Raw genomic sequence first — 18,838 nt, 5'->3', positions numbered from 1 at the left:
TAAGGTTTAAAAAGAGAGTGTTGCACCGCCCATAAATATCCGCTGTTGCGGATAATAGCCATTGTTTACACCAGGCGACTCGGGATCGACTCCTTTTGGCAGGCCGGACAGGGTAAATATGTTAGATCCCTCAACAAAAAAACGCAGTGTGACCAGGCCCATTTTGTCCATAATCTTTTTAGGTATGGAATATCCGATCTGTGCAGATTTTAGGCGGATGTATTTTCCATCCCTGAACCAGAAAGTTGAAGCCAGCCCATTGTCTCCACCGTGTGTAGTGGAACTTAAGGTCATTCTTGGAAATGTTCCGTTAGGGTTATCTATACTATAGGCATTCTCTACCAAAAATAAAGGTGAGTTTGCCCCCTCTTTAAAGGTTTGCGTCCAGATGGTATTGTCATCGTAATAATTGTAATAAGTACCTGTTAACGATACATCAAAAAACATCCCCCCGGTAAGCTGGGCATTGATGTCGAAACCGTTCCATTCTGCAGCCAGGTTAAGCCCGTAAGTAAGCTCGGGCCGGTTTGGCCTGCCAATTAAGCCCCTGTCCTGGTAATCGATTTTACCATCGCCATTCAGGTCGCGGTATTTCACATCGCCCATATTTGGACGGCTGCCATACCAGGCCGAATTATCGATTTCCTCTTCTGAGCGGAACAGCCCCTCGGCAATCCAGCCGGAAACTATTCCTGTTCTTTTTCCGGTAACCTTTTGAATTTCGGGAGCATTCTCGCTATCGGGATATTTTATCCAGCGGTTTCTGGCAAAAGTAACATTAGGGGATATGCGGTAATTAAACGCTTTACCGCCAAGGTTAAAACTTTTGCTGTGTTTTAACAACAGTTCAAAGCCTTTTGCATCTGTTGCGCTAAAGTTTTCATAAGAAAAATAGTAACCGCCCATGGAAGGCGGATAGCCGGCAGACATACCCGTAAGGATATCATAGGTATAGGTATAAAAGGCATCAAACTCTATACCCAACAGCCCTTTCCACATGGTCATATCAAGCCCAACATTGTAGGACAGTGTTTTTTCCCAGGACAGGTTTGGATTGGCAATAACACTGGTATACAGTGAATTTTGCAGGGCACCATTTACCGGCAGTTTGCTACCAAAGGAATAGGTACTCAGGAAAGCAAAATCTGGCACGCCATCATTTCCGAGCAAACCTGCAGAGGCACGGATTTTTAAATCATCAATGCTGGTCTGGTTGCGCATGAAATCTTCTTTGGATACCCTCCAGGCTAATGAAGCCGAAGGGAAGAAGCCCCATCTTTTGCCTTCAACATTGCCGGCAAATTTATAAGAGCCATCATACCTTCCGGTAAACTCAGCCAGGTATTTTTCGTTGTAATCGTACTTTAAACGGAACACATAACCCAGGCTCCTGGATCCGGCGCTCCATCCGCCAATCGGATTATCGGCCGGTGTGTTAAGGCCCAGTTCGGGCAGCTCCGGAAAGGCCACATCTTTGGCGTAGGCCGATAATGAGTTTGATTTGTTGTTGCGGATCTCTACCAGTGCCAGCACATCAATATTATGTTTGGCAAAAGTGTTTTTATAGCTCACGCTTCCCTGCCCTACCAGTTGTTTATTCTGAGACTGGCCTTCGCCCAGGAAATTGAACGACCGCCCTCTCGGATCGAGCATTTTGTTAAAACCCAGTTTACTGGTTGCATCGGTTAGCCTTACCGCATTTACCGAGTAGTATGTATCCAGGTTTTTATTGTGTGATGTACTGTAATCATAAGCCCCTGTAGCTTTAAAACTTAAGCCTTTTAACCATGGTGTTTTGTATTCAAGGGATATATTGGTTTGCAAATCTACTGCGCTCGTTTTTTTGTAACCTGATTCATTGATTGCCGCAAGCGGGCTATTTGGTGCGCCCGAATTGTTTCTTGGGGTAACCCCGGTATACAGGCCATTGTACTTAACCGGAAGGTAAGGGTGCATTCCTATAGTTTGCTTGGCAATGGAAAACCATCCCTGTTCGCCTAAACTCGGGCTGCTATCCGTACCGCCCGACAGGAAACCTGGTGTTTGCCTGTAGCCGGTATTGCCGGCCACGCCAAATTCCATATTCAGGTTCTGCGCAATCCTGGTACTGATGTTGCTGCGCAGGTTGTAACGGTCATATTCAAAATTTTTGATGTTACCTTTATTGCCCAGGTAGCCCAGTGATACAAAGTAATTGGTGTTGTCTTTACCGCCCTGTACAGAAAGGTTGTGTTTGGTGGTACGCCCGGTTCCAAATACTTCATCAATATAGTTTACATTGTCCCAGCCATCGTTAGGGTCTCCGTTCAGCATCGCATCCACATCTGCTTTCAGAAATATAGGTGTATATTCATTTCTGTTTTTGATGGTGCCATTTGCCAGCTTGTCCATCATATCTGCCATGTTGTAATAATGGGCAAACTGAGGCCCATCCATAAATTCCGGGAAATTGGCGTTTAGCGAAACGCCGGTAGCACCGCTGTAATTTAAGGTTGGCTTTCCGGAAAGTCCTTTTTTGGTGGTGATGATCACTACCCCGCCTGCGGCTTTTAAACCATAAACTGAAGCCGCAGCACCATCTTTTAATACGGATATGCTCTCTACATCATTTGGGTCCAGATCATTGATAGAGCGCGGCATTCCATCTACAATATAGGTAACCGCATAATTGGAACCACGGATCCTCAATGATGCCTGGTCAACGCCGGGTTCGCCCGATTCTTGTACCGATGATATGCCCGGAAGCCGGCCGCCCAATAAACTGGATAGGTTGGTAGACGGCCCTTTGAGCAATTCCTCGCCTTTAATAGAGGACACCGCACCTGAAAGAGAAGATTTTTTCTGGGTTCCGTAACCCACCACTACTACCTCGCTCAAAGCAGTCATGTCTATCTTTAATACGAGGCTGATTATTTTTTCGGCTTTTATTTCCCTGGTCTGATAACCCATATATGTAACCACAAGTATGGCATTTTCGTCTACACCGGGAATAAAGAACTCTCCTTTTTCATTTGTTCTGACCACCCGGCTGGTTCCCTTAACTGTAATAGAAGCCCCAACAAGGTCGTTTCCAGTTTCCGTCAGGATCTTTCCGCGTACATCAATTGCCTGTAAACCTGCAATAAGGTTATCCAGAAAGTTTTTTTCTTTGGCCCTGATGAGCACGGTTTTTTCATCGATGGTATACTTTAAAGGCTGCCCTTCAAATATTTTCCGTAAAACGACATCAATTTCGGCATCCTTAACATGGATGCTTACGCTCTTAGCGTCTTTGAGTATAGCAGAGGTGAATAAAAAATCGTAACCGCTCTGGGCCCTGATCTGATCAAAGACTTTCCTTAGGGGTGAGTTCTTTTCAGACAGGGTTATTTTTTGCGCATAAGAACTTGCGCTAACCTGTAAAATGGCGGTGATTAGAATTAGCAGGGTAAACCTCATAATCAGCAAAATTCTTGCGATACAGTCTGGTGGCTGTACCATTTTCTTTGAGTAAAAATTGTACATTTGATAAGTTTGGTTAGGCGATTTTACCTTTTCATTTTGCAAGATGGCGAAGGTAACCGCAGTGAGTTGATATGTAATTTATGTATTGGCAATCCAGACCTAGTCAGGATTCCGATTGCCGTCGGTTTCCTGACTTATCGAGGACTATCTTTCTGGTCAGTTTTTGATAACGATAATCCTCCTTCCTTCTATTTTAAAGTGAACTACTCCGGTTGATTCCAGCATTTTAAGCATTTGACCGATGTTCTTTTCGCGCGAGAGCGCACCATTAAATCTTTCTCCGGAAACATCGCCCCTGAACTCTACCTCTACATTATACCAGCGCGAAATTTTGCGCATTACACTCTGGATATCTTCATTATCGAAATCAAAGGTTCCGTTTTTCCAGGCAATAACCTGGTTAATGTTTACATCTTTTACCAAAAACCCTTCAGCCCTGCTCAAAGCCTGTTGCCCCGGTTTCAAAACCGATTCGTGCTTTACCACCCCCAGGGCAGCCACTTTCACAATTCCCTCTGCCAAAGTTGTTTTTGTATCGGGCTCATCGGCATAACAATTCACATTAAATTGTGTTCCAAGCACTTCTACCTGCTGCTTGTCTGTTGCCACAATAAAAGGTTTCCGTTTGCCTTTAGTAAGGTTTGCTTTACCTTCGGCCTGCAGCATTACTTTTGCAACCTCAAAATAAGCTTCTCCACGGAGCTCCACCTTACGCTCGTTAACCCGGTTTAAATTGGTTGGATAGGTTAAAGTGGAAGCGGCGTTAAGCACTACCAGTGAACCGTCTGGTAAACGGACCTGGAAAGTTTCTCCTTTGGCGGTAGAAAGGGTATTGTAAGTTGCCGCAGCTGATGGGGCAGCTTGCGATACCTGGTAAATAATCTGTCCGTCGGCTGTTTTTGAAATTACCACACCCGACTCTGTAGCCAGCTCTCCTTTATGGGCATCAGATAAAAAAATCTTTTTTCCATTTGCCAGTGTAAGGGTGGCCGAATTTTTTCCAGGCAACACCTTATCTGCGCTAAGGCCTGAAGGCTGATGGTGGCCCAGCGGCCAGTATTCTGCTTTAAAGAAATAAACAAAGCCAAGCACCAAGGCAATGGCGGCAGCAATACCAGGCCAGTAACTGAATTTCCTGGTACTTACAACAGGGCCAGGCAACTGGCTAAATACTTCGGCTTTTATTTCTGCAATTCTTTCAGCAGATAAATCAGCAGTGGTATTATGGAATTCAAAAAGCCATTTTTCAACTGCAGCCTTTTCGGCTGCTGTACATTGGCCCGCGTTGTATCTAATAAGTAATGCTCTCTCTTGTTCTGACATGGCTAATTCCCGTATTTAAAGACATTACGGGGAAGTACCGGCTATACGTGCAGAAAAAAATGAAAATATTTTAAATTAAATTTTTGTTAGCAACATCAGGAAAACAAACAGCCCAAGTTTAGTCCTCAGGCGTAGCAATGCATTCGACATCTGGCGGTGCACTGTTTTCTCGGAAATTGACAATTCTTCGGCAATTTCCTTGTAGGTATAATTAGATTTCCTGCTCAGCTCAAAGATTTTCCGCATCTTAACGGGCAATGCCTGTATTTCTTTATCGATATAAGCCATCAGTTGCTTTTCCCTTACCAGATGGTCTGTTTTGGCTTCCTCCTGTTCTGTAGGTAAAGAAATGGAACCTATATACTTATCGGTTACCCGCTGGTGCAGAAAAATATCTATAATTCTGTTGTTAACAGCGGTAAAACAATAGGCCGGAAATACTGCGGTAAAATTCAGCGTATCGCGTTTTACCCAGAGTACAGTAAAAAAATCCTGCACTACATCTTTTGCTTCGGCCTCATCTTTAAGACGTTTAAATGCATATATAAAAAGCAAGTGGAAATAACGGTCGTACAACCGGGCATAGGCCGTGTGGTTGCCTTGTTTTAAAAGCATTATTAACTGTTGATCTGTATAACCACTATAATCTGTCATTTGCCCAGCCGGTTCCATTGATGTGATTTGCAGCATATCAATGACTAATAAATAAATGAATGTAAATCATATTTTAATAAGATCAAAAAAGTTTTTAATATTTTTAATTAACTAACTTTCAACATAGCAGCTATCTATTTTAATCCGCTTTACAGCTTATGCTCATAGCGCCAGCCTCTGCTATTTTTCATCATCGCTAAAACTAAAGCAATTGGTCTTTGTTCATTAGGGAGTATCACCATCTAACAGATATATAAATCACTTACACATGAAAAACCAGTTTAGTAATCAGATGATAGAACGTTTAACCAATTTCGGATTAGCCAGTACAGGAAAAGAGAACATTGACCAGGGAGAAAGGATCATATCCCTTATTGCCGGGGGATGGTTGCTCTGTAAAAGCATTAAGAACATTAGCAAACATCCATTTCTTGGACTTCAGGGTGCAGCAGCGGGCGGGCTCATGCTCTATCGTGGAGCAACCGGAGTATGCCCTTTATACAAACAGCTAGGTAAAGACACTACAGATCCTCAGGCCATCAATATCACTGAGGATATTGTAGTTAATGCGCCCAAAGAAAAAGTTTATGCTTTTTGGCGCGAGCTTTCCAACCTGCCCAAATTCATGAAGCACCTTAAAAGCGTGGAAGAGGTAAGCGATGAAGTATCCCTTTGGACAGCCAATACCCCCGGTGGATTGATAGATCTGAACTGGAATGCTGAAATTACCAGGGAAGATGAGGGATCGTACCTCGGATGGCAGTCGCTGGAGGGCTCTATGGTAGACAATGCAGGCAAAGTGGAATTCCGCGATACCTTAAACGGAACCGGCACCGAGTTGCACATCGAAATAGACTACTTTCCTCCGGCAGGCAGCGTAGGCAGGGGCATTACCACGCTTTTTAATGGCATATTTGAACGCATGATACGTGAAGACATCCAACGCTTCAAAACCTATGCAGAGGAAAGTGATTTTAAGCAATATGCAGGGCTGGTTTAAAAAGTCCATAATAAGGATATGCCCGAAGGACCATCGATTGTAATTTTAAAAGAACTTATTGAAGCTCAACATTTGAAGGGGCAGCGGGTTACAGCGGTAACCGGCAATACAAAAATTGATAAGGAAAGAATGCTTCATCAGCAGGTAATTGATTTTAAAAGCTGGGGCAAGCATTTCCTGATTTGTTTTGAAGGTTTTGCGCTCAGGATACATTTTTTAATGTTTGGCAGTTACAGAATCAACGAACGGAAGGAACCCCCCGTTCGATTGGGCTTAGCTTTTGAAAATGCGGAACTGAATTTTTACACCTGCGCGTTGAAATATGTTGAAGGGGATATCAACGCCAGTTACGATTGGTCTGCTGATGTAATGGCTGAGGAATGGGACCCAAAAAAAGCATTAAAAAAAGTGAGGGCAAAACCTGAAGCATTCATTTGTGACGTTTTGCTGGACCAGGACCTGTTTTCTGGTGTAGGCAATATTATAAAAAACGAGGTCCTTTACCGTGTAGGCCTGCATCCATTAAACCAGGTAGAAAACGTGCCGCTGGCTAAACTTAAATTACTGATAGCAGCGGCACGGGACTATAGTTTTGATTTTTTAAAATGGAAAAAAGCCTATGTGCTCAAAAAACACTGGCTGGTAAATACCAAAAAAATGTGCCCCCTAGGGCATCCCCTGCAGAAGGCACATTTAGGAAAAACCAAAAGAAGAACGTTTTTTTGCCTGGTATGCCAAAAGTTATACGAGTAGCAAATTACAGCCGTTGTAAGGCTTGCTTTACTGTGTCTTTATTGGGTTTGGAAATAGGAATTTTTTCTCCGGACATTAAGAGCAGAATACCGCCATCTTCTTTTAACCAGCTTTTCACATATTTTGGATTTACTAAATGGCTTTGGTGGGTTCTTAAAAATCCGTTGGGGCGCAGCAAATCTGCGTATTCTTTAAGTGGTTTAGAAACCAGTATTTTTTCACCACCGGAAAGGAAAAAGTGGGTATAAGTATTGTCTGCTTCGCAACGTATAATTTCCAATAAAGTAACATACCTTATTTCGCTTTGCATCTGCAGGGCAATTTTGCTTAGGTTGGTTTCCGGCTTTTTTAGCTGCTGCAGTAAAAAATCGAGCTGCGAGTTTTGTATTTGCGCCGCCATTTTCTGCGCGGCCTTATTTACCGCATTGCTCAGTTCTTCAATGTCAATCGGTTTTAAAAGGTAATCCAGGGCGGCAAATTTTACAGCTTGTATCCCATACTGGTCATGAGCAGTAACAAAAATAACTTCGAAATTACGCCTTGGAAGCAGTTTCAGTACATCAAAACCTTTTTGCTCGCCCATTTGAATATCCAGGAACACCAAGTCTGGCAGATATTTTTCAATCGCATCAACCGCATCGTTTACATTTTGTGCCGTTGCGATTATAGCTACCTGCGGACAGTGCTTTTCCAGCAAAGTCCGCAGGTTTTCCAGATTCGAAATTTCATCGTCTATTAAAACTGCTCTAATCATATTACAGCCAATCGGTTAATGTTAAGCTTATTTTAGTGCCGTTACGGGTTGATTGTATGGCTAAGGTAAATCGATTTTCTTTATAAATACTATTTAACAGCGCTATTCGGCTGTTACTTAATTGCAGTCCCAAACCATTAGTGTTTTTTTGCGGGTCAAACCCATTTCCGTTATCGGTAACTGTTAACACCAGGTCGTTTCCCTGCTTCATTAAGCCGATAACAATTTTTCCGTCGGTAGCTTTTTGTGATATGCCATGCTTCACCGCATTTTCTACAAAAGGTTGCAGCAGCATACTTGGTATTTCTATGTTAGCTAAATCTAGATCTTCGGACGGGTTAATTTCGTACCTAAAGCCGAACCGCAATTGCTCCATTTGCAGATAATCGTCTAGCAAAGTTTTTTCCTGCGATAAACTGATCAGCTCTTTATCATCGAGCACGTTACGGGTTAAACGGGCAAATTTAGAAAGGTATTTATTGGCATTGTCTGTTTCGTTTTTGTTCATCAAATTTTGAATACCCGAGAGTGCATTAAACAGAAAATGAGGGTTTAATTGAGCACGGATGGAGTTCAACTGGAGCTTTGCGGTGTTCTTTTGCTGCTCTTTTTCTGCAAGCAATTTTCTGTTTCTTTTTTTGTTGAAGTAAAGGATAACAAGAAAAGCCAGTCCGATAGTAAGTGCGACGATAAGGGTATAGATCAGCAATTCTTTTTTGGTATATTTTTCTTCATCTAAGGTGATGGAAAGGGTATGCCTGGTAATGTAATTTTCAATATCTTTTTCAGAAAAATCGCAATCCCTGCAGCCTTCCCATTTTATCCTTGGCTGAATGATAATCTCATAATCCCCCGATTTCTTGAAAATGCTTTTATCGATATTGATAAAGGGTGAAAACTCGTGCTCTTCTACTATACCGCCATATTGCCAGGCAGTGGATTCGAAGATTATTTTATTAGTTTGCCTGTCTTTTATGGACGTGTAGTAGAGATAATCAATATCTGATCTGTCTTTTACAATGGTTAATTCGTCGTCTTTTTCAGTGAAAGTAAGATTTGTTCTGTCCTTTGGGTTGGTGATCCAGCTATAGTCAACACCTTTGTCTGTCACAAAACGTTTTGAAAAACCTTTGATCTGTGCTTTTGGAATCGGTTTTCCGTAAAAAACGTTTTTGTATACATTCAGAGGCTTTTGAATGTCGTAGGTGATTATGGTAATGATTTTACCTTTGACAGCAAAAGTACCCAGTGTTGTAGAGCTGAATACTTCCTCATCCCCTGCGTTGGCGTCTTTTAGTTGCGCTTTGTTGAACGGCTTATTTAGTACTATTGGTTCATCATCAGCTAAAATTGTGTACCGGTAGTCTTCTGCATTTATATTCTTTCTAAAATAAATCTGGACGCTTACATTGTTGACTTCGGGTAAATAATTAAAGGATGTATAAGGTTGATTTGGAAATACATTACCATAAAAAACATTCTTGGCTGAACTATCAACACACATGAGGAGTTTCCCTCCGGCAGCATATTTGCTGGAAAAATTGATGCCTTTTTGTGCATTTACTGCCGATAACGTAACAATAAAGATGAGAAATGTGAAGATTATCTTTTTCATAATGTAAGTTTAATTTTCATCAAACTTGTGGCAATAATAGCAAAACTAAAACCATAAAACAGGAAAGGCTGCGCTCGAAATAGCAGATGTATGGTTTTGTCCAGTATTTGAGATAAATAAAAAAGATTACCCAACGCCTCCAATAAATGCAATAAAGACCGGGTGGCAAATTTCACATTGAGAAACGAACTTAATGCGGCAATTTATCTCTTAACAAACCATAAGTCCAGGTGCCTGCAATGGCACTTAAAAGCGTAACTAATATTACGGTTGCTCCGGTGCCAATTTGTGCAAAAAGAGGACCCGGACAGGCGCCGGTAATTGCCCAGCCTAAGCCGAAAAGCAGGCCGCCATATATTTGCCCTTTATTGAATGTTTTGGGGTGGAATTCGATGGTTTCACCATAGACGGTTTTAATATTGAATTTCTTGATGAGCCAAACCGAAATCATGCCTACAACCACAGCACTTCCAATAATGCCGTACATATGAAATGATTGTAAGCGAAACATTTCCTGAATACGGAACCAGCTAACTACCTCTGATTTAACGAAAACTATACCAAATAATATCCCTACAACCAGGTATTTAATATTATGATACCACCTATGGTTTAAATGACTTTCGTTTACGCACATGGCATCTAAAGAACGAACTTCAAAATCTGTGTTTGTATTTTGCTGCATAATGAATTTTAAAGAGATAAAATGTAAGGTAAAATTAGGTTGGCCGTGATGAAGCCACCAATCATAAAGCTGATTGTTGCGATTAAAGAAGGCCATTGCAGATTAGATAGGCCCATAATGGCGTGTCCGCTGGTACAACCGCCAGCATACCGAGTGCCAAAACCAACCAAAAACCCACCCACAACCATTAGCATGAAGCCTCTAAGGGTAAACAGCGAGGCCCAACTCATCACATCAGTTGGTACCAGATGATCGTAGTGAGTAATTCCATAACCAGCTAATTCACTAGCCAATTTTGGGTTTATTTCTATAGGATTAGGATTCGACAAAAAGCCAATTGCAACTACACCGCCTAAAAATATTCCAAAAACAAAAAAAAGGTTCCAAACTTCTTTTTTCCAATCGTACTTAAAAAAAGGGATGTTTGCAGGGAAGCACGACGCGCATATATGTCTTAACGATGAACTAATCCCAAAAGATTTATTGCCTAGTATCAGCAGCGCGGGTACAGTTAATCCGATCAAGGGCCCGGCTATGTACCAAGGCCAGGGTTGTTTTAAAAATTCTATCATTTTATAGGTTCTCGTTTATTAATTTCTCTAAATCAGAAACTGGTATTACACCTGATTGCCTCCAGCGTATTTCTCCTTTTTTAAACAAAATGAGTGTTGGAACGCCACTTATGTGGTAAGCGGATGCGGCATTTTGATTTTTATCTACATCGATTTTTATAATGCTGGCTTTATCGCTTACCCGTTTTTTTAAATCTTCCAACATTGGCGCCATCATTTTGCATGGGCCGCACCATTCAGCAAAAAAATCTACTAAAACCGGTTTTTCTTGATTGATGATTTCTTGAAAAGTCATATCTTTTATTTTTATCATTTAAAATCAGCTAATTATGTACCAAACAATGATGAAACAAGTTACGTTTTTATATTGTTTTGCCTTGGCTAGCCACCCATTCCTTCATTCCGCCCGAGTAGTTTTTTATCCTATCAAAGCCGTTTCTTCTTAAAATAGAGTAGGCAATTGCAGCCCTGTCACCACCCTGGCAGTGGATTACCACTTGTTTGTCTTTACTAATTTTATCCAGGTTGTCTTGCAAGGTACCTACAAATACGTGTACTGCACCTTCAATATGACCATTATTATATTCTGTTAAACCACGTACATCTACAATCTGCACTTTGTCTTTACCTACATACGTTTTAAATGTTTCGAGGTCAATTACATCAGCAGTTTGTAACTCAATGCCTAAATTTCCAACACCGGTCACAAAGCCGTAGATATTGTCTAAACCAATTCTCATCAGTTTTCTGGTAATTTCCTCCATTTCATCTGCATTGGCAACCAGAATAAACTGCTCCTGGTAATTTAAAATCCAGCCGGCCCAAGTGGCCAGGCTGTTATTATGCTGGATGTTGATACTGCCAGGAATATAGCCCCCGGCAAAATCTACTTTGTTACGCGTGTCTATGACTTTGATCCCATCATTATACGCCTGTAAAAATTCTGCTGAACTTAGCTCCTTATGCTTTGGTATTTCGACCAAAAGCGGACGATTTACTTTGTTCAGGTACTTCATCATGGCAAAGTATTTTGGAACCTCAGGTTGCCCTGCTAATAAATAGTCTATAAATCCCCTCTCGTCATTTTGATAATGGAAGGCCCAATTTCTTATTTTTTCGTAACCTACAGTTGAGCTTGGCACAGCGCCTAATTCTTTTCCACAAGCAGAACCTGCACCATGGCCCGGCCAAACCTGCACAAATGAAGGCAGTAATGCAAAGCGTTGTATAGATTCATACATCTGCTTTGCACCTTTTTCTTGCGTACCAATTAATCCAGCAGCTTTTTCCAATAAATCAGGACGTCCGATATCACCAACGAAAACGAAATCTCCGGTAAAAATCATTACGGGTTCGCTTGTAGCGGGATGATCTGTTAGCAAAAAACTGATACTTTCCGGAGTGTGCCCAGGCGTATGCAACACTTCTAATGTGAGGTTTCCCACTTTAATTTTGTAGCCGTGTTTTAAGCCAATGTGATCAAATTGATACTGCCAATCGGGACCGCCCTCGTCCGATAGATAAAGCTGGGCACCAGTTACAGCGGCCAATTCTCTGGATCCTGTCAGGAAATCGGCATGGATATGCGTTTCTGTAATGTGCTTAATTTTAAGGTTGTTTTGTACAGCAATTTTAAGGTACACATCCATATCTCGTTGTGCATCAATTACAATGGCCTCTCCTGTGGCCTGGCAACCTATCAGAAAGCTTGCTTGAGCTAAGCTCTTGTCATATACGTGTTGAAAAAACATAATGTTAGGTTTTATTTTTATAATACAAAGTTGCTACTCTCAATTTTACTGTACTGCTACTTTGGTTACACAAGTAAAATTATTTCAATATTGTCTCTTTAATTAAGATATAAATACCCATTACCAGCACAAACCAACCGAATGCGGGTTTTAATTTTTTAGCATCTATTTTAGTTGATAGATACATTCCAATAAAAATCCCTGCAACAGCAAATAGGGTTACGGTAAGTAGAAATTGCCAATCTATTGGAAAATAACCCAGTGAAAAACCAAACCCCATTAATGAATTTACAGCAATGATAATTAAGGAAGTACCAATAGCGGTTTTAATGGGTAATTTTAAAAGGTTAACCAGTGCAGGAATGATTAAAAAACCACCCCCTGCACCAATAAGTCCGGTTATCACACCAACAATCAGACCTTGCGCAATTATCGGGATGATGTTGGCAGGTTTGGTAATTGCAGCGCTCTCTTTCTTATCTTTTTTGATCATGCTGTAGGATGCAAAAATCATCAGCCCAGCAAAAAACACCATGAGTAAAATAGATCTGCTAAGCTCAAAATCTCCAATTTTCATCACATGTTCCGGAATGGCGGGAAGAATATAATGGCGAGTCAAAAAAACAGCAATTATGGATGGGATGCCAAAGAACAGTGCGGTTTTACTATCTACAAACCCATTTTTAAAATAGGAGAAAGACCCCACTAAACTGGTACTGCCTACCACAAAAAGAGAATAGGTGGTTGCTAAAAAGGTATCAACGCTAAACAGATAAACCAATACAGGTACAGTTAAAATGCTGCCGCCCCCGCCAATTATTCCGAGGGAAATGCCGATGAATATTGAAGCCGAATAACCTGTAATTTCCATTGTCTTGATTTAATAATTTCAAAACTAGCTCAAATCAACTCCTGCTACGGTTACTTTAGTTACACAAGGATATTTTATTTCTGCCCAACTGAACGGTACCGTTATCTTCCAGTTGTTTTAACAGGCGAGAAACGACCACTCTTGCTGTGCCAAGTTCATTAGCCAATTGTTCATGTGTAATTGCAATGGTTTTATTGCTGGTAAGGTCGGCTTTTTTATGGAGCAAGCTGAGCAATCGTTCGTCCACTTTCTTAAAGGCAATGGCATTTACAATTTCCAACAGTTCTTCAAAACGTTTATGGTACAGGCGGAAAATATAATCTAACCATTGTGGATATTCTTTGATAAAAAGAGAAACTTTATCTATTGGAAGAAATAAAATTTCGGCATCTTCTTCCACTTCAGCTTTCACCTTACTGGTTTCGTTATGCATACCGCCTAAAAACGACATAATACAGCTTTCCCCGGCTTTAATGTAATACAATAAAATCTCTCTGCCATCTTCGTCAGTGCGGATGACTTTCATACTTCCTTTGATCACTATAGGAATAGCTCGGATGTAGGCATTTTCATTTAAAATAATACTGCCTGCCTTATATTTTTTCAGGATGCTATTCTGGTATAGTTTAGCAATTAATTCGGGTGATGACTTAAGCTCTTCAATTTGATCAAGGTTTTCCATAAGCAAATGTATGTATTAATGCAACAGGGAATAGTGACCTTAATCATATTGCTTTTTTTATCATACCTTGTTTTTGATAAACAAGGTATTGTCGGAACGCCTATACCTTACAAGACTATTTTAGAACAAAAAGCTGGCAGATCTGAAAATTAAATTAATGATAAAATTGAGAGGCTTTATTTTATTTTAACGACTACTTTTCCTTTGGCACGCCCGCTTTCTACGAACTTTAAAGCCTCGTTGGTCTGCTCAAATGTAAAGATCTTATCCACTACTGGCCTGACCGCTTGGTGTTCTATCAGTTTGGAAATTTCCTCCAGTTGCTTTCCATCGGCGCTCATGAACAGAAATGAATAGTCTACATCCAGTTTTTTTGCGTTTCTTCGAATGCCAAAGCTGATCAGTGACAGAATAACCTTCACCAACCATGGCGCTCCGTTTGTTTTTGCAAAGTTGGGTGTAGGCGGCCCCGAGATGGAAATCGCTTTTCCTCCAGGTCTTAGTATCCTTAGTGATTTTTCAAGTGTTTTAGTATCCTGGCTGTGCAACACAACATCATAATCTTTCAGGATGGTTTCAAAATCTTCTTTTTTGTAATCGATCAGCAGATCTGCCCCAAGGTCTTTCAGCATTGCAAAGCTCTTTTCACTTGCAGTGGTAGCAACGGTTGCCCCAAGATATTTGGCCAATTGAATGGCTATACTCCCTACCCCTCCAGAGCCTGCCTGGATAAAAACGCGTTGTCCTTTTTTCAGGTTTGCATTTTCCACCAGAGCTTGCCATGCAGTAAGGGCAACCAAAGGAATGGATGCAGCTTCTTCCATAGAAATGTTTTTTGGCTTTAGGGCCACACTGGTTTGGTTTACAGCAATATATTCAGCTAAAGTTCCTATATGAAAATCGGGAACACGCGAATAGACCTCGTCTCCAACTTTAAATAGCTTAACATTTGGTCCAACCCTGGTAATTACTCCTGCCAGATCATGGCCTAAAGTAAGAGGAAATTTGTAAGGTAATATCAATTTAAACGCTCCAGCCTTAAGCTTGGCATCAAGAACATTTAAGCCTGCCGCGTGAATTTCTATGAGCACTTCATCTTCCTTTATTATCGGAACGGGCACATCCAAAAGCTCAAGAACTCCCTTCTTATCGTATTTTTTTATCGCGAATGCTTTCATCTTATGATTTTAAGTGATTAGGATTTTTACCTTTTAAATCCGTCGTTGCTTGATGTTAATGATGAGTCTGTTCTGTAATTGGAATAACCAATTCATGGATCCTTTTAGTATCTCCCACCGGAACTTCAAACTGGTTTTCTTTAAGTGCAATAAACAACTCATCAGCAACCTGTGAGGGCGGAATACCGTTTGCACCACCAATCTCTGCCGAGAATTCGGTATTAACCAAAGGCGGGTAGAGTTCGTACACGTTAAGGTTTTCATTTTCTGAAAAGGTGTCTCTTAGGCCCTGTGTGTAGCTGTGCAGTGCTGCTTTACTTGCCGAGTAGGTTGGCAAATATTTATTAGACCTAAATACCGCTATAGACGAAACATTTACAATGGCAGCTTCTTCTTGTTCTAAAAGCAATGGTAAAGCCAGTGCAGTAAAATCTATTACACTAATATAATTGGTATTGATTTCCTCGTAAGCTTTTTCTGCCGCGTTATTGTTATTGTCGCTTAAATCGTTCATAAAAGCAGCCCCAGCATTATTAATGATGATATTTACGTCGGCATGTTTGCTTTTTAATTCTTCAGCAATTTTCAACCTATCAGCTTTGACCGATAAATCTCCTTGTATGGCAATGGCATTATCCAATTGTTTCAGGGCGTTTTGCAAGCGTTCTTCATTACGTCCGTTAATGATGATCTTGTTACCTGCTGCGCTAAATTTTTTGGCGATAGCTAAGCCAATTCCGGCGCTCCCGCCGCTAATAAATATGGTGTTTCCTGTGGTTTTCATTTTTTATTTATTTTTAATTGTTAAGGTTCACTTTATTGGCTTTTTCCTTGTTAAAGCCTGGTTATTGGCGCCATTACTATTCGGTTGTTTAGTGCCAGTCCGTTAAGGCTATATGGTTTAAAAATTATCGTCTTTTCCATTGTATGTATAATTTAATTGCGTAAATTCGCTTGCGTTTTGCAAGTACAAATATATAAACAACTTTTAATTTGCAAGTGTTTTTTTTTATTATTATGATGGATATAAAAAAGAGGTCGGATTGCCCTATCAGCAGTTCATTGGACATATGGGGAGATAAATGGTCATTACTGATTGTCAGAGATCTGATGTTTTCCAAACAATGTACTTATGGTGACTTTTTAAAATCGGATGAAAAAATAGCGACCAATATTTTGGCCTCCCGGTTACAGATGTTAGAAGAAAATGGGGTAATTATTAAACAGGACCATCCGGATAGCAAAGCCAAAGTGCTCTATAAATTAACCCAAAAAGGTGTTGATTTACTTCCCATAATGATTGAAATAAACTTATGGGCCAGTAAATATTTTACACTTCCGGCAGAGAGGAAAAACCTGCTTGAAGAAGTAAAAAAGGACAAGGAAGGTTTTATTAGAGAAAAGACCGCAGAATTGCTTGAACACCTGGGCAATTGAATATTATAATCTGTATGTTATAATCTCGATAGGTTATAAAGTAAATTCAAAGCAGCGGAAGTTTAACGTTACGTTCAAGTGCCGGCATCCAGTTCCATACTTCTTTTTTCCTTTCCCCCCTTGTCTCTAATGGGCGATGTGATCAGGATCATCGCCGGAAGATTAAGTCTGTTTTGGTTCGTGTATACTTAGGTATTTAGACCTGAAGCCAGATGGCGGTTCGCCGGTCTTGATTAAAAACAGTCTGCTGAAATAGGCAGGATCATCATAACCCAGGGCATATGCAATCTCCTTTGCAGTTCTGTCTGTATGTACAAGCAATCTTTTTGCCTCTAGGATAATTCTGTTCTTGATAATTTCATTTGGTTGAGGAAGCTTAAGGCGCTTGAATCTATGGGTAAGGGTTTTGGGGGCTATCACCAGCAGATCGGCGTAATCAGCAACATTATGCTTTTCTTTAAAGTTTGCTTCAACCAATTGGGTAAACTTCCTAAAGAACTCAAGATCATTGTTCGGTCTGGTGGCCATCACCCCTTCCAGGTGTTGCACCTTCCATAATCGGGTAGACTTGATCAAAAGCTGTTTAAGATAAGTCCTGATCATTTCTTCCAGCGATCCATCCTTCAGTTCAAATTCATCCTCAATCCTAGAAAACAGGTATTCAATAAATGTGGCATCCTGCTGGGGTATCACTGTCATTGGCATATTATTGATGTTATTGAACAGGAGCCCATCGCACGCAACTTCTTCATCATGCAACTGTATACAATAGAAATCGCGGTTATAGAACACTAGACGACCTGATTGCTCACCAAGTTTTTCGATACTGAGTACCTGATTTGGACTGATAAAGAACAGCGTGGGGCTAGTAGTGTGGTAAACGTTGAAGTCTACTTTTATTTCAAATCCTTCATTAAGATAAAGCACCTTGATATAAGATTTGTATGCTTCGGAATTGATGGCCTCAATACTTTCTAAATCAACATTTACCATGCCGATGGTTTTAAGGTTTACATCAAAAATGCTTTGTTTCATGAAAGAGTTAATAAAATGGATTAAAAAATAAAATTACCATTATTGGTAACGATTTCAATATTTGGTTAAAACAAAAATTACTTGCGGGTATTTAAACCTGCAAGTAATCTTTATCTTATAATTATTTTTTGGCAAACTGCTCAAGCTCTGAGTTGAATTTATCCATCTCTTCTACAAAAAGTGCATGTCCGCTATTCTCGAATTTCACAATGTATGAGTTTTTTAAGCCTTTATGCAATTGCTCAGCCAAGGCAAAATCAATCAGTTGATCTTTTGTGCCCTGAAATATGGCTACAGGGATGGTTATGTTCTTAAGCGCCGGACGCAAATCTAGATCGCCAAGGGCACTGATAGATTCAGTAACTACATATGGACTTGCTGATAAGTTGATATTTTCAAGCCATTTCTCTGTATTTTTTTGAAGTGTGGTACCTTTGGCCGCAAATGCTGCACCTAATCCACCTATCAGATCTTCCCTGTTGGTCATGGTTTGTTTGATCAGTCCGGCAGCACCTTCCTCAGATATTCCGTAGTTGTAATCCGCACGTTGTTTCCATGATGGGGCAGCTGCAGCAAATAGTGCAAGTTTGCTCACATGTGCAGATTTATACTTATTTACATAATGAATGGTAACGGCACCACCCATAGAAAAACCACCCAGTACAGCATTCTCTATTTTTAAGGTATGGAGAATGGCATAAATGTCATCGGAAAAAACATCGAAATTGTACTTTCCATAAGGTTTATCAGATTTACCGAAACCACGTAATGAAATGCCGATTACCCTGAAACCTTTCCTAACCAGATATTGATATTGATATTGGTACATTTCATCGCTAAGTGGCCATCCGTGGATCAATACAATTGGCTGACCTTCACCAAGATCGGTTACATGAAGTTTTACACCTGGCTCAACTTCGATATATTCCGCCCTTCCGGCCGAAGCTGGGACTCTTTTACTTTGTGAAAAAGCGAATTGGTTTGTTAATAAAATCATGATTAGACTTGCGATTAAGATTAGATT

Annotated in this window: 18 protein-coding genes; 3 read left to right on the top strand and 15 right to left on the bottom strand. The window is 40.6% G+C overall.

Going from position 1 to position 18,838, the window contains the following annotated elements:
* Nucleotides 1-6: 6 nt before the first annotated feature.
* The 3 genes from ABIE26_RS18110 to ABIE26_RS18100 form a co-directional block, all read right to left on the bottom strand.
* On the bottom strand, nt 7-3,504 hold the full coding sequence (locus tag ABIE26_RS18110) for a TonB-dependent receptor (protein ID WP_354376234.1): 3,498 nt from the start codon (nt 3,502-3,504) through the stop codon (nt 7-9).
* A gap of 156 nt (nt 3,505-3,660) precedes the next feature.
* The gene (locus tag ABIE26_RS18105) at nt 3,661-4,827 is read right to left on the bottom strand and encodes a FecR domain-containing protein (protein WP_310144450.1); all 1,167 of its coding nucleotides are present in this window, start codon (nt 4,825-4,827) and stop codon (nt 3,661-3,663) included.
* 75 nt (nt 4,828-4,902) lie between these two features.
* Nucleotides 4,903-5,442 (bottom strand): RNA polymerase sigma-70 factor, encoded by a 540-nt coding sequence (locus tag ABIE26_RS18100; protein ID WP_310144445.1) that lies wholly within the window; start codon nt 5,440-5,442, stop codon nt 4,903-4,905.
* A gap of 307 nt (nt 5,443-5,749) precedes the next feature.
* Here ABIE26_RS18100 and ABIE26_RS18095 point away from each other — a divergent pair, with 307 nt between their 5' ends.
* Both ABIE26_RS18095 and ABIE26_RS18090 read left to right on the top strand, forming a co-directional pair.
* Nucleotides 5,750-6,481, top strand: coding sequence for an SRPBCC family protein (locus ABIE26_RS18095; RefSeq protein WP_310144443.1), 732 nt, complete (start codon nt 5,750-5,752; stop codon nt 6,479-6,481).
* A gap of 18 nt (nt 6,482-6,499) precedes the next feature.
* The gene (locus ABIE26_RS18090; protein ID WP_310144440.1) at nt 6,500-7,234 is read left to right on the top strand and encodes a DNA-formamidopyrimidine glycosylase family protein; all 735 of its coding nucleotides are present in this window, start codon (nt 6,500-6,502) and stop codon (nt 7,232-7,234) included.
* A gap of 4 nt (nt 7,235-7,238) precedes the next feature.
* Here the strand turns inward: ABIE26_RS18090 and ABIE26_RS18085 are convergent, their stop codons facing one another.
* The 10 genes from ABIE26_RS18085 to ABIE26_RS18040 form a co-directional block, all read right to left on the bottom strand.
* Nucleotides 7,239-7,988, bottom strand: a complete 750-nt coding sequence (locus ABIE26_RS18085) for a LytR/AlgR family response regulator transcription factor (protein WP_310144437.1) — start codon at nt 7,986-7,988, stop codon at nt 7,239-7,241.
* Nucleotide 7,989: 1 nt separating this feature from the next.
* Complete coding sequence (locus ABIE26_RS18080; protein WP_310144434.1) at nt 7,990-9,603, bottom strand: sensor histidine kinase; 1,614 nt, start codon at nt 9,601-9,603, stop codon at nt 7,990-7,992.
* Nucleotides 9,604-9,793: 190 nt separating this feature from the next.
* Nucleotides 9,794-10,288 carry a DUF6691 family protein gene (locus ABIE26_RS18075; protein ID WP_310144431.1) on the bottom strand — a complete coding sequence of 165 codons (495 nt, stop codon included), beginning with the start codon at nt 10,286-10,288 and terminating at the stop codon, nt 9,794-9,796.
* A gap of 8 nt (nt 10,289-10,296) precedes the next feature.
* Complete coding sequence (locus ABIE26_RS18070; protein ID WP_310144428.1) at nt 10,297-10,860, bottom strand: YeeE/YedE family protein; 564 nt, start codon at nt 10,858-10,860, stop codon at nt 10,297-10,299.
* Nucleotide 10,861: 1 nt separating this feature from the next.
* Nucleotides 10,862-11,173, bottom strand: coding sequence for a thioredoxin (trxA, locus tag ABIE26_RS18065; protein ID WP_354376233.1), 312 nt, complete (start codon nt 11,171-11,173; stop codon nt 10,862-10,864).
* A gap of 49 nt (nt 11,174-11,222) precedes the next feature.
* Entirely contained in the window at nt 11,223-12,611 is a 1,389-nt protein-coding gene (locus tag ABIE26_RS18060; protein ID WP_310144425.1) for an MBL fold metallo-hydrolase, read from the bottom strand.
* Between the two features lie 79 nt (nt 12,612-12,690).
* A complete protein-coding gene (locus ABIE26_RS18055) occupies nt 12,691-13,482 on the bottom strand; it encodes a sulfite exporter TauE/SafE family protein (protein WP_310144422.1) in 792 nt (263 codons plus the stop codon).
* Nucleotides 13,483-13,537: 55 nt separating this feature from the next.
* Entirely contained in the window at nt 13,538-14,164 is a 627-nt protein-coding gene (locus ABIE26_RS18050) for a Crp/Fnr family transcriptional regulator (protein WP_310144419.1), read from the bottom strand.
* 176 nt (nt 14,165-14,340) lie between these two features.
* Entirely contained in the window at nt 14,341-15,342 is a 1,002-nt protein-coding gene (locus ABIE26_RS18045) for an NADP-dependent oxidoreductase (RefSeq protein ID WP_310144416.1), read from the bottom strand.
* Between the two features lie 55 nt (nt 15,343-15,397).
* Nucleotides 15,398-16,126: an SDR family oxidoreductase gene (locus ABIE26_RS18040; protein ID WP_310144414.1), complete on the bottom strand. Its 729-nt coding sequence runs from the start codon at nt 16,124-16,126 to the stop codon at nt 15,398-15,400.
* A gap of 233 nt (nt 16,127-16,359) precedes the next feature.
* Between ABIE26_RS18040 and ABIE26_RS18035 the strand changes: the two genes are divergently transcribed.
* The gene (locus ABIE26_RS18035) at nt 16,360-16,779 is read left to right on the top strand and encodes a winged helix-turn-helix transcriptional regulator (RefSeq protein WP_310144412.1); all 420 of its coding nucleotides are present in this window, start codon (nt 16,360-16,362) and stop codon (nt 16,777-16,779) included.
* A gap of 162 nt (nt 16,780-16,941) precedes the next feature.
* Here ABIE26_RS18035 and ABIE26_RS18030 read toward each other — a convergent pair whose 3' ends face one another.
* A complete protein-coding gene (locus ABIE26_RS18030; RefSeq protein ID WP_310144409.1) occupies nt 16,942-17,814 on the bottom strand; it encodes a helix-turn-helix domain-containing protein in 873 nt (290 codons plus the stop codon).
* A gap of 121 nt (nt 17,815-17,935) precedes the next feature.
* Entirely contained in the window at nt 17,936-18,811 is an 876-nt protein-coding gene (locus ABIE26_RS18025) for an alpha/beta fold hydrolase (protein ID WP_310144406.1), read from the bottom strand.
* Between the last annotated feature and the right edge of the window lie 27 nt (nt 18,812-18,838).

Source organism: Pedobacter africanus (assembly GCF_040548825.1).
In the GTDB taxonomy this organism is placed as follows: Bacteria; Bacteroidota; Bacteroidia; order Sphingobacteriales; family Sphingobacteriaceae; genus Pedobacter; species Pedobacter africanus_A.
The sequence above is the reverse complement of the archived record's forward strand: the minus strand, read 5'-3'. Positions and strand labels throughout refer to the sequence as shown.

Bases quoted from the DNA above. Each gene is read 5' to 3' on its own strand.
- ABIE26_RS18110 (WP_354376234.1), bottom strand. From the start codon at position 3,504: ATGTACAATTTTTACTCAAAGAAAATGGTACAGCCACCAGACTGTATC.
- ABIE26_RS18105 (WP_310144450.1), bottom strand. From the start codon at position 4,827: ATGTCAGAACAAGAGAGAGCATTACTTATTAGATACAACGCGGGCCAA.
- ABIE26_RS18100 (WP_310144445.1), bottom strand. From the start codon at position 5,442: ATGCTTTTAAAACAAGGCAACCACACGGCCTATGCCCGGTTGTACGAC.
- ABIE26_RS18095 (WP_310144443.1), top strand. From the start codon at position 5,750: ATGAAAAACCAGTTTAGTAATCAGATGATAGAACGTTTAACCAATTTC.
- ABIE26_RS18090 (WP_310144440.1), top strand. From the start codon at position 6,500: ATGCCCGAAGGACCATCGATTGTAATTTTAAAAGAACTTATTGAAGCT.
- ABIE26_RS18085 (WP_310144437.1), bottom strand. From the start codon at position 7,988: ATGATTAGAGCAGTTTTAATAGACGATGAAATTTCGAATCTGGAAAAC.
- ABIE26_RS18080 (WP_310144434.1), bottom strand. From the start codon at position 9,603: ATGAAAAAGATAATCTTCACATTTCTCATCTTTATTGTTACGTTATCG.
- ABIE26_RS18075 (WP_310144431.1), bottom strand. From the start codon at position 10,288: ATGCAGCAAAATACAAACACAGATTTTGAAGTTCGTTCTTTAGATGCC.
- ABIE26_RS18070 (WP_310144428.1), bottom strand. From the start codon at position 10,860: ATGATAGAATTTTTAAAACAACCCTGGCCTTGGTACATAGCCGGGCCC.
- trxA (WP_354376233.1), bottom strand. From the start codon at position 11,173: ATGATAAAAATAAAAGATATGACTTTTCAAGAAATCATCAATCAAGAA.
- ABIE26_RS18060 (WP_310144425.1), bottom strand. From the start codon at position 12,611: ATGTTTTTTCAACACGTATATGACAAGAGCTTAGCTCAAGCAAGCTTT.
- ABIE26_RS18055 (WP_310144422.1), bottom strand. From the start codon at position 13,482: ATGGAAATTACAGGTTATTCGGCTTCAATATTCATCGGCATTTCCCTC.
- ABIE26_RS18050 (WP_310144419.1), bottom strand. From the start codon at position 14,164: ATGGAAAACCTTGATCAAATTGAAGAGCTTAAGTCATCACCCGAATTA.
- ABIE26_RS18045 (WP_310144416.1), bottom strand. From the start codon at position 15,342: ATGAAAGCATTCGCGATAAAAAAATACGATAAGAAGGGAGTTCTTGAG.
- ABIE26_RS18040 (WP_310144414.1), bottom strand. From the start codon at position 16,126: ATGAAAACCACAGGAAACACCATATTTATTAGCGGCGGGAGCGCCGGA.
- ABIE26_RS18035 (WP_310144412.1), top strand. From the start codon at position 16,360: ATGATGGATATAAAAAAGAGGTCGGATTGCCCTATCAGCAGTTCATTG.
- ABIE26_RS18030 (WP_310144409.1), bottom strand. From the start codon at position 17,814: ATGAAACAAAGCATTTTTGATGTAAACCTTAAAACCATCGGCATGGTA.
- ABIE26_RS18025 (WP_310144406.1), bottom strand. From the start codon at position 18,811: ATGATTTTATTAACAAACCAATTCGCTTTTTCACAAAGTAAAAGAGTC.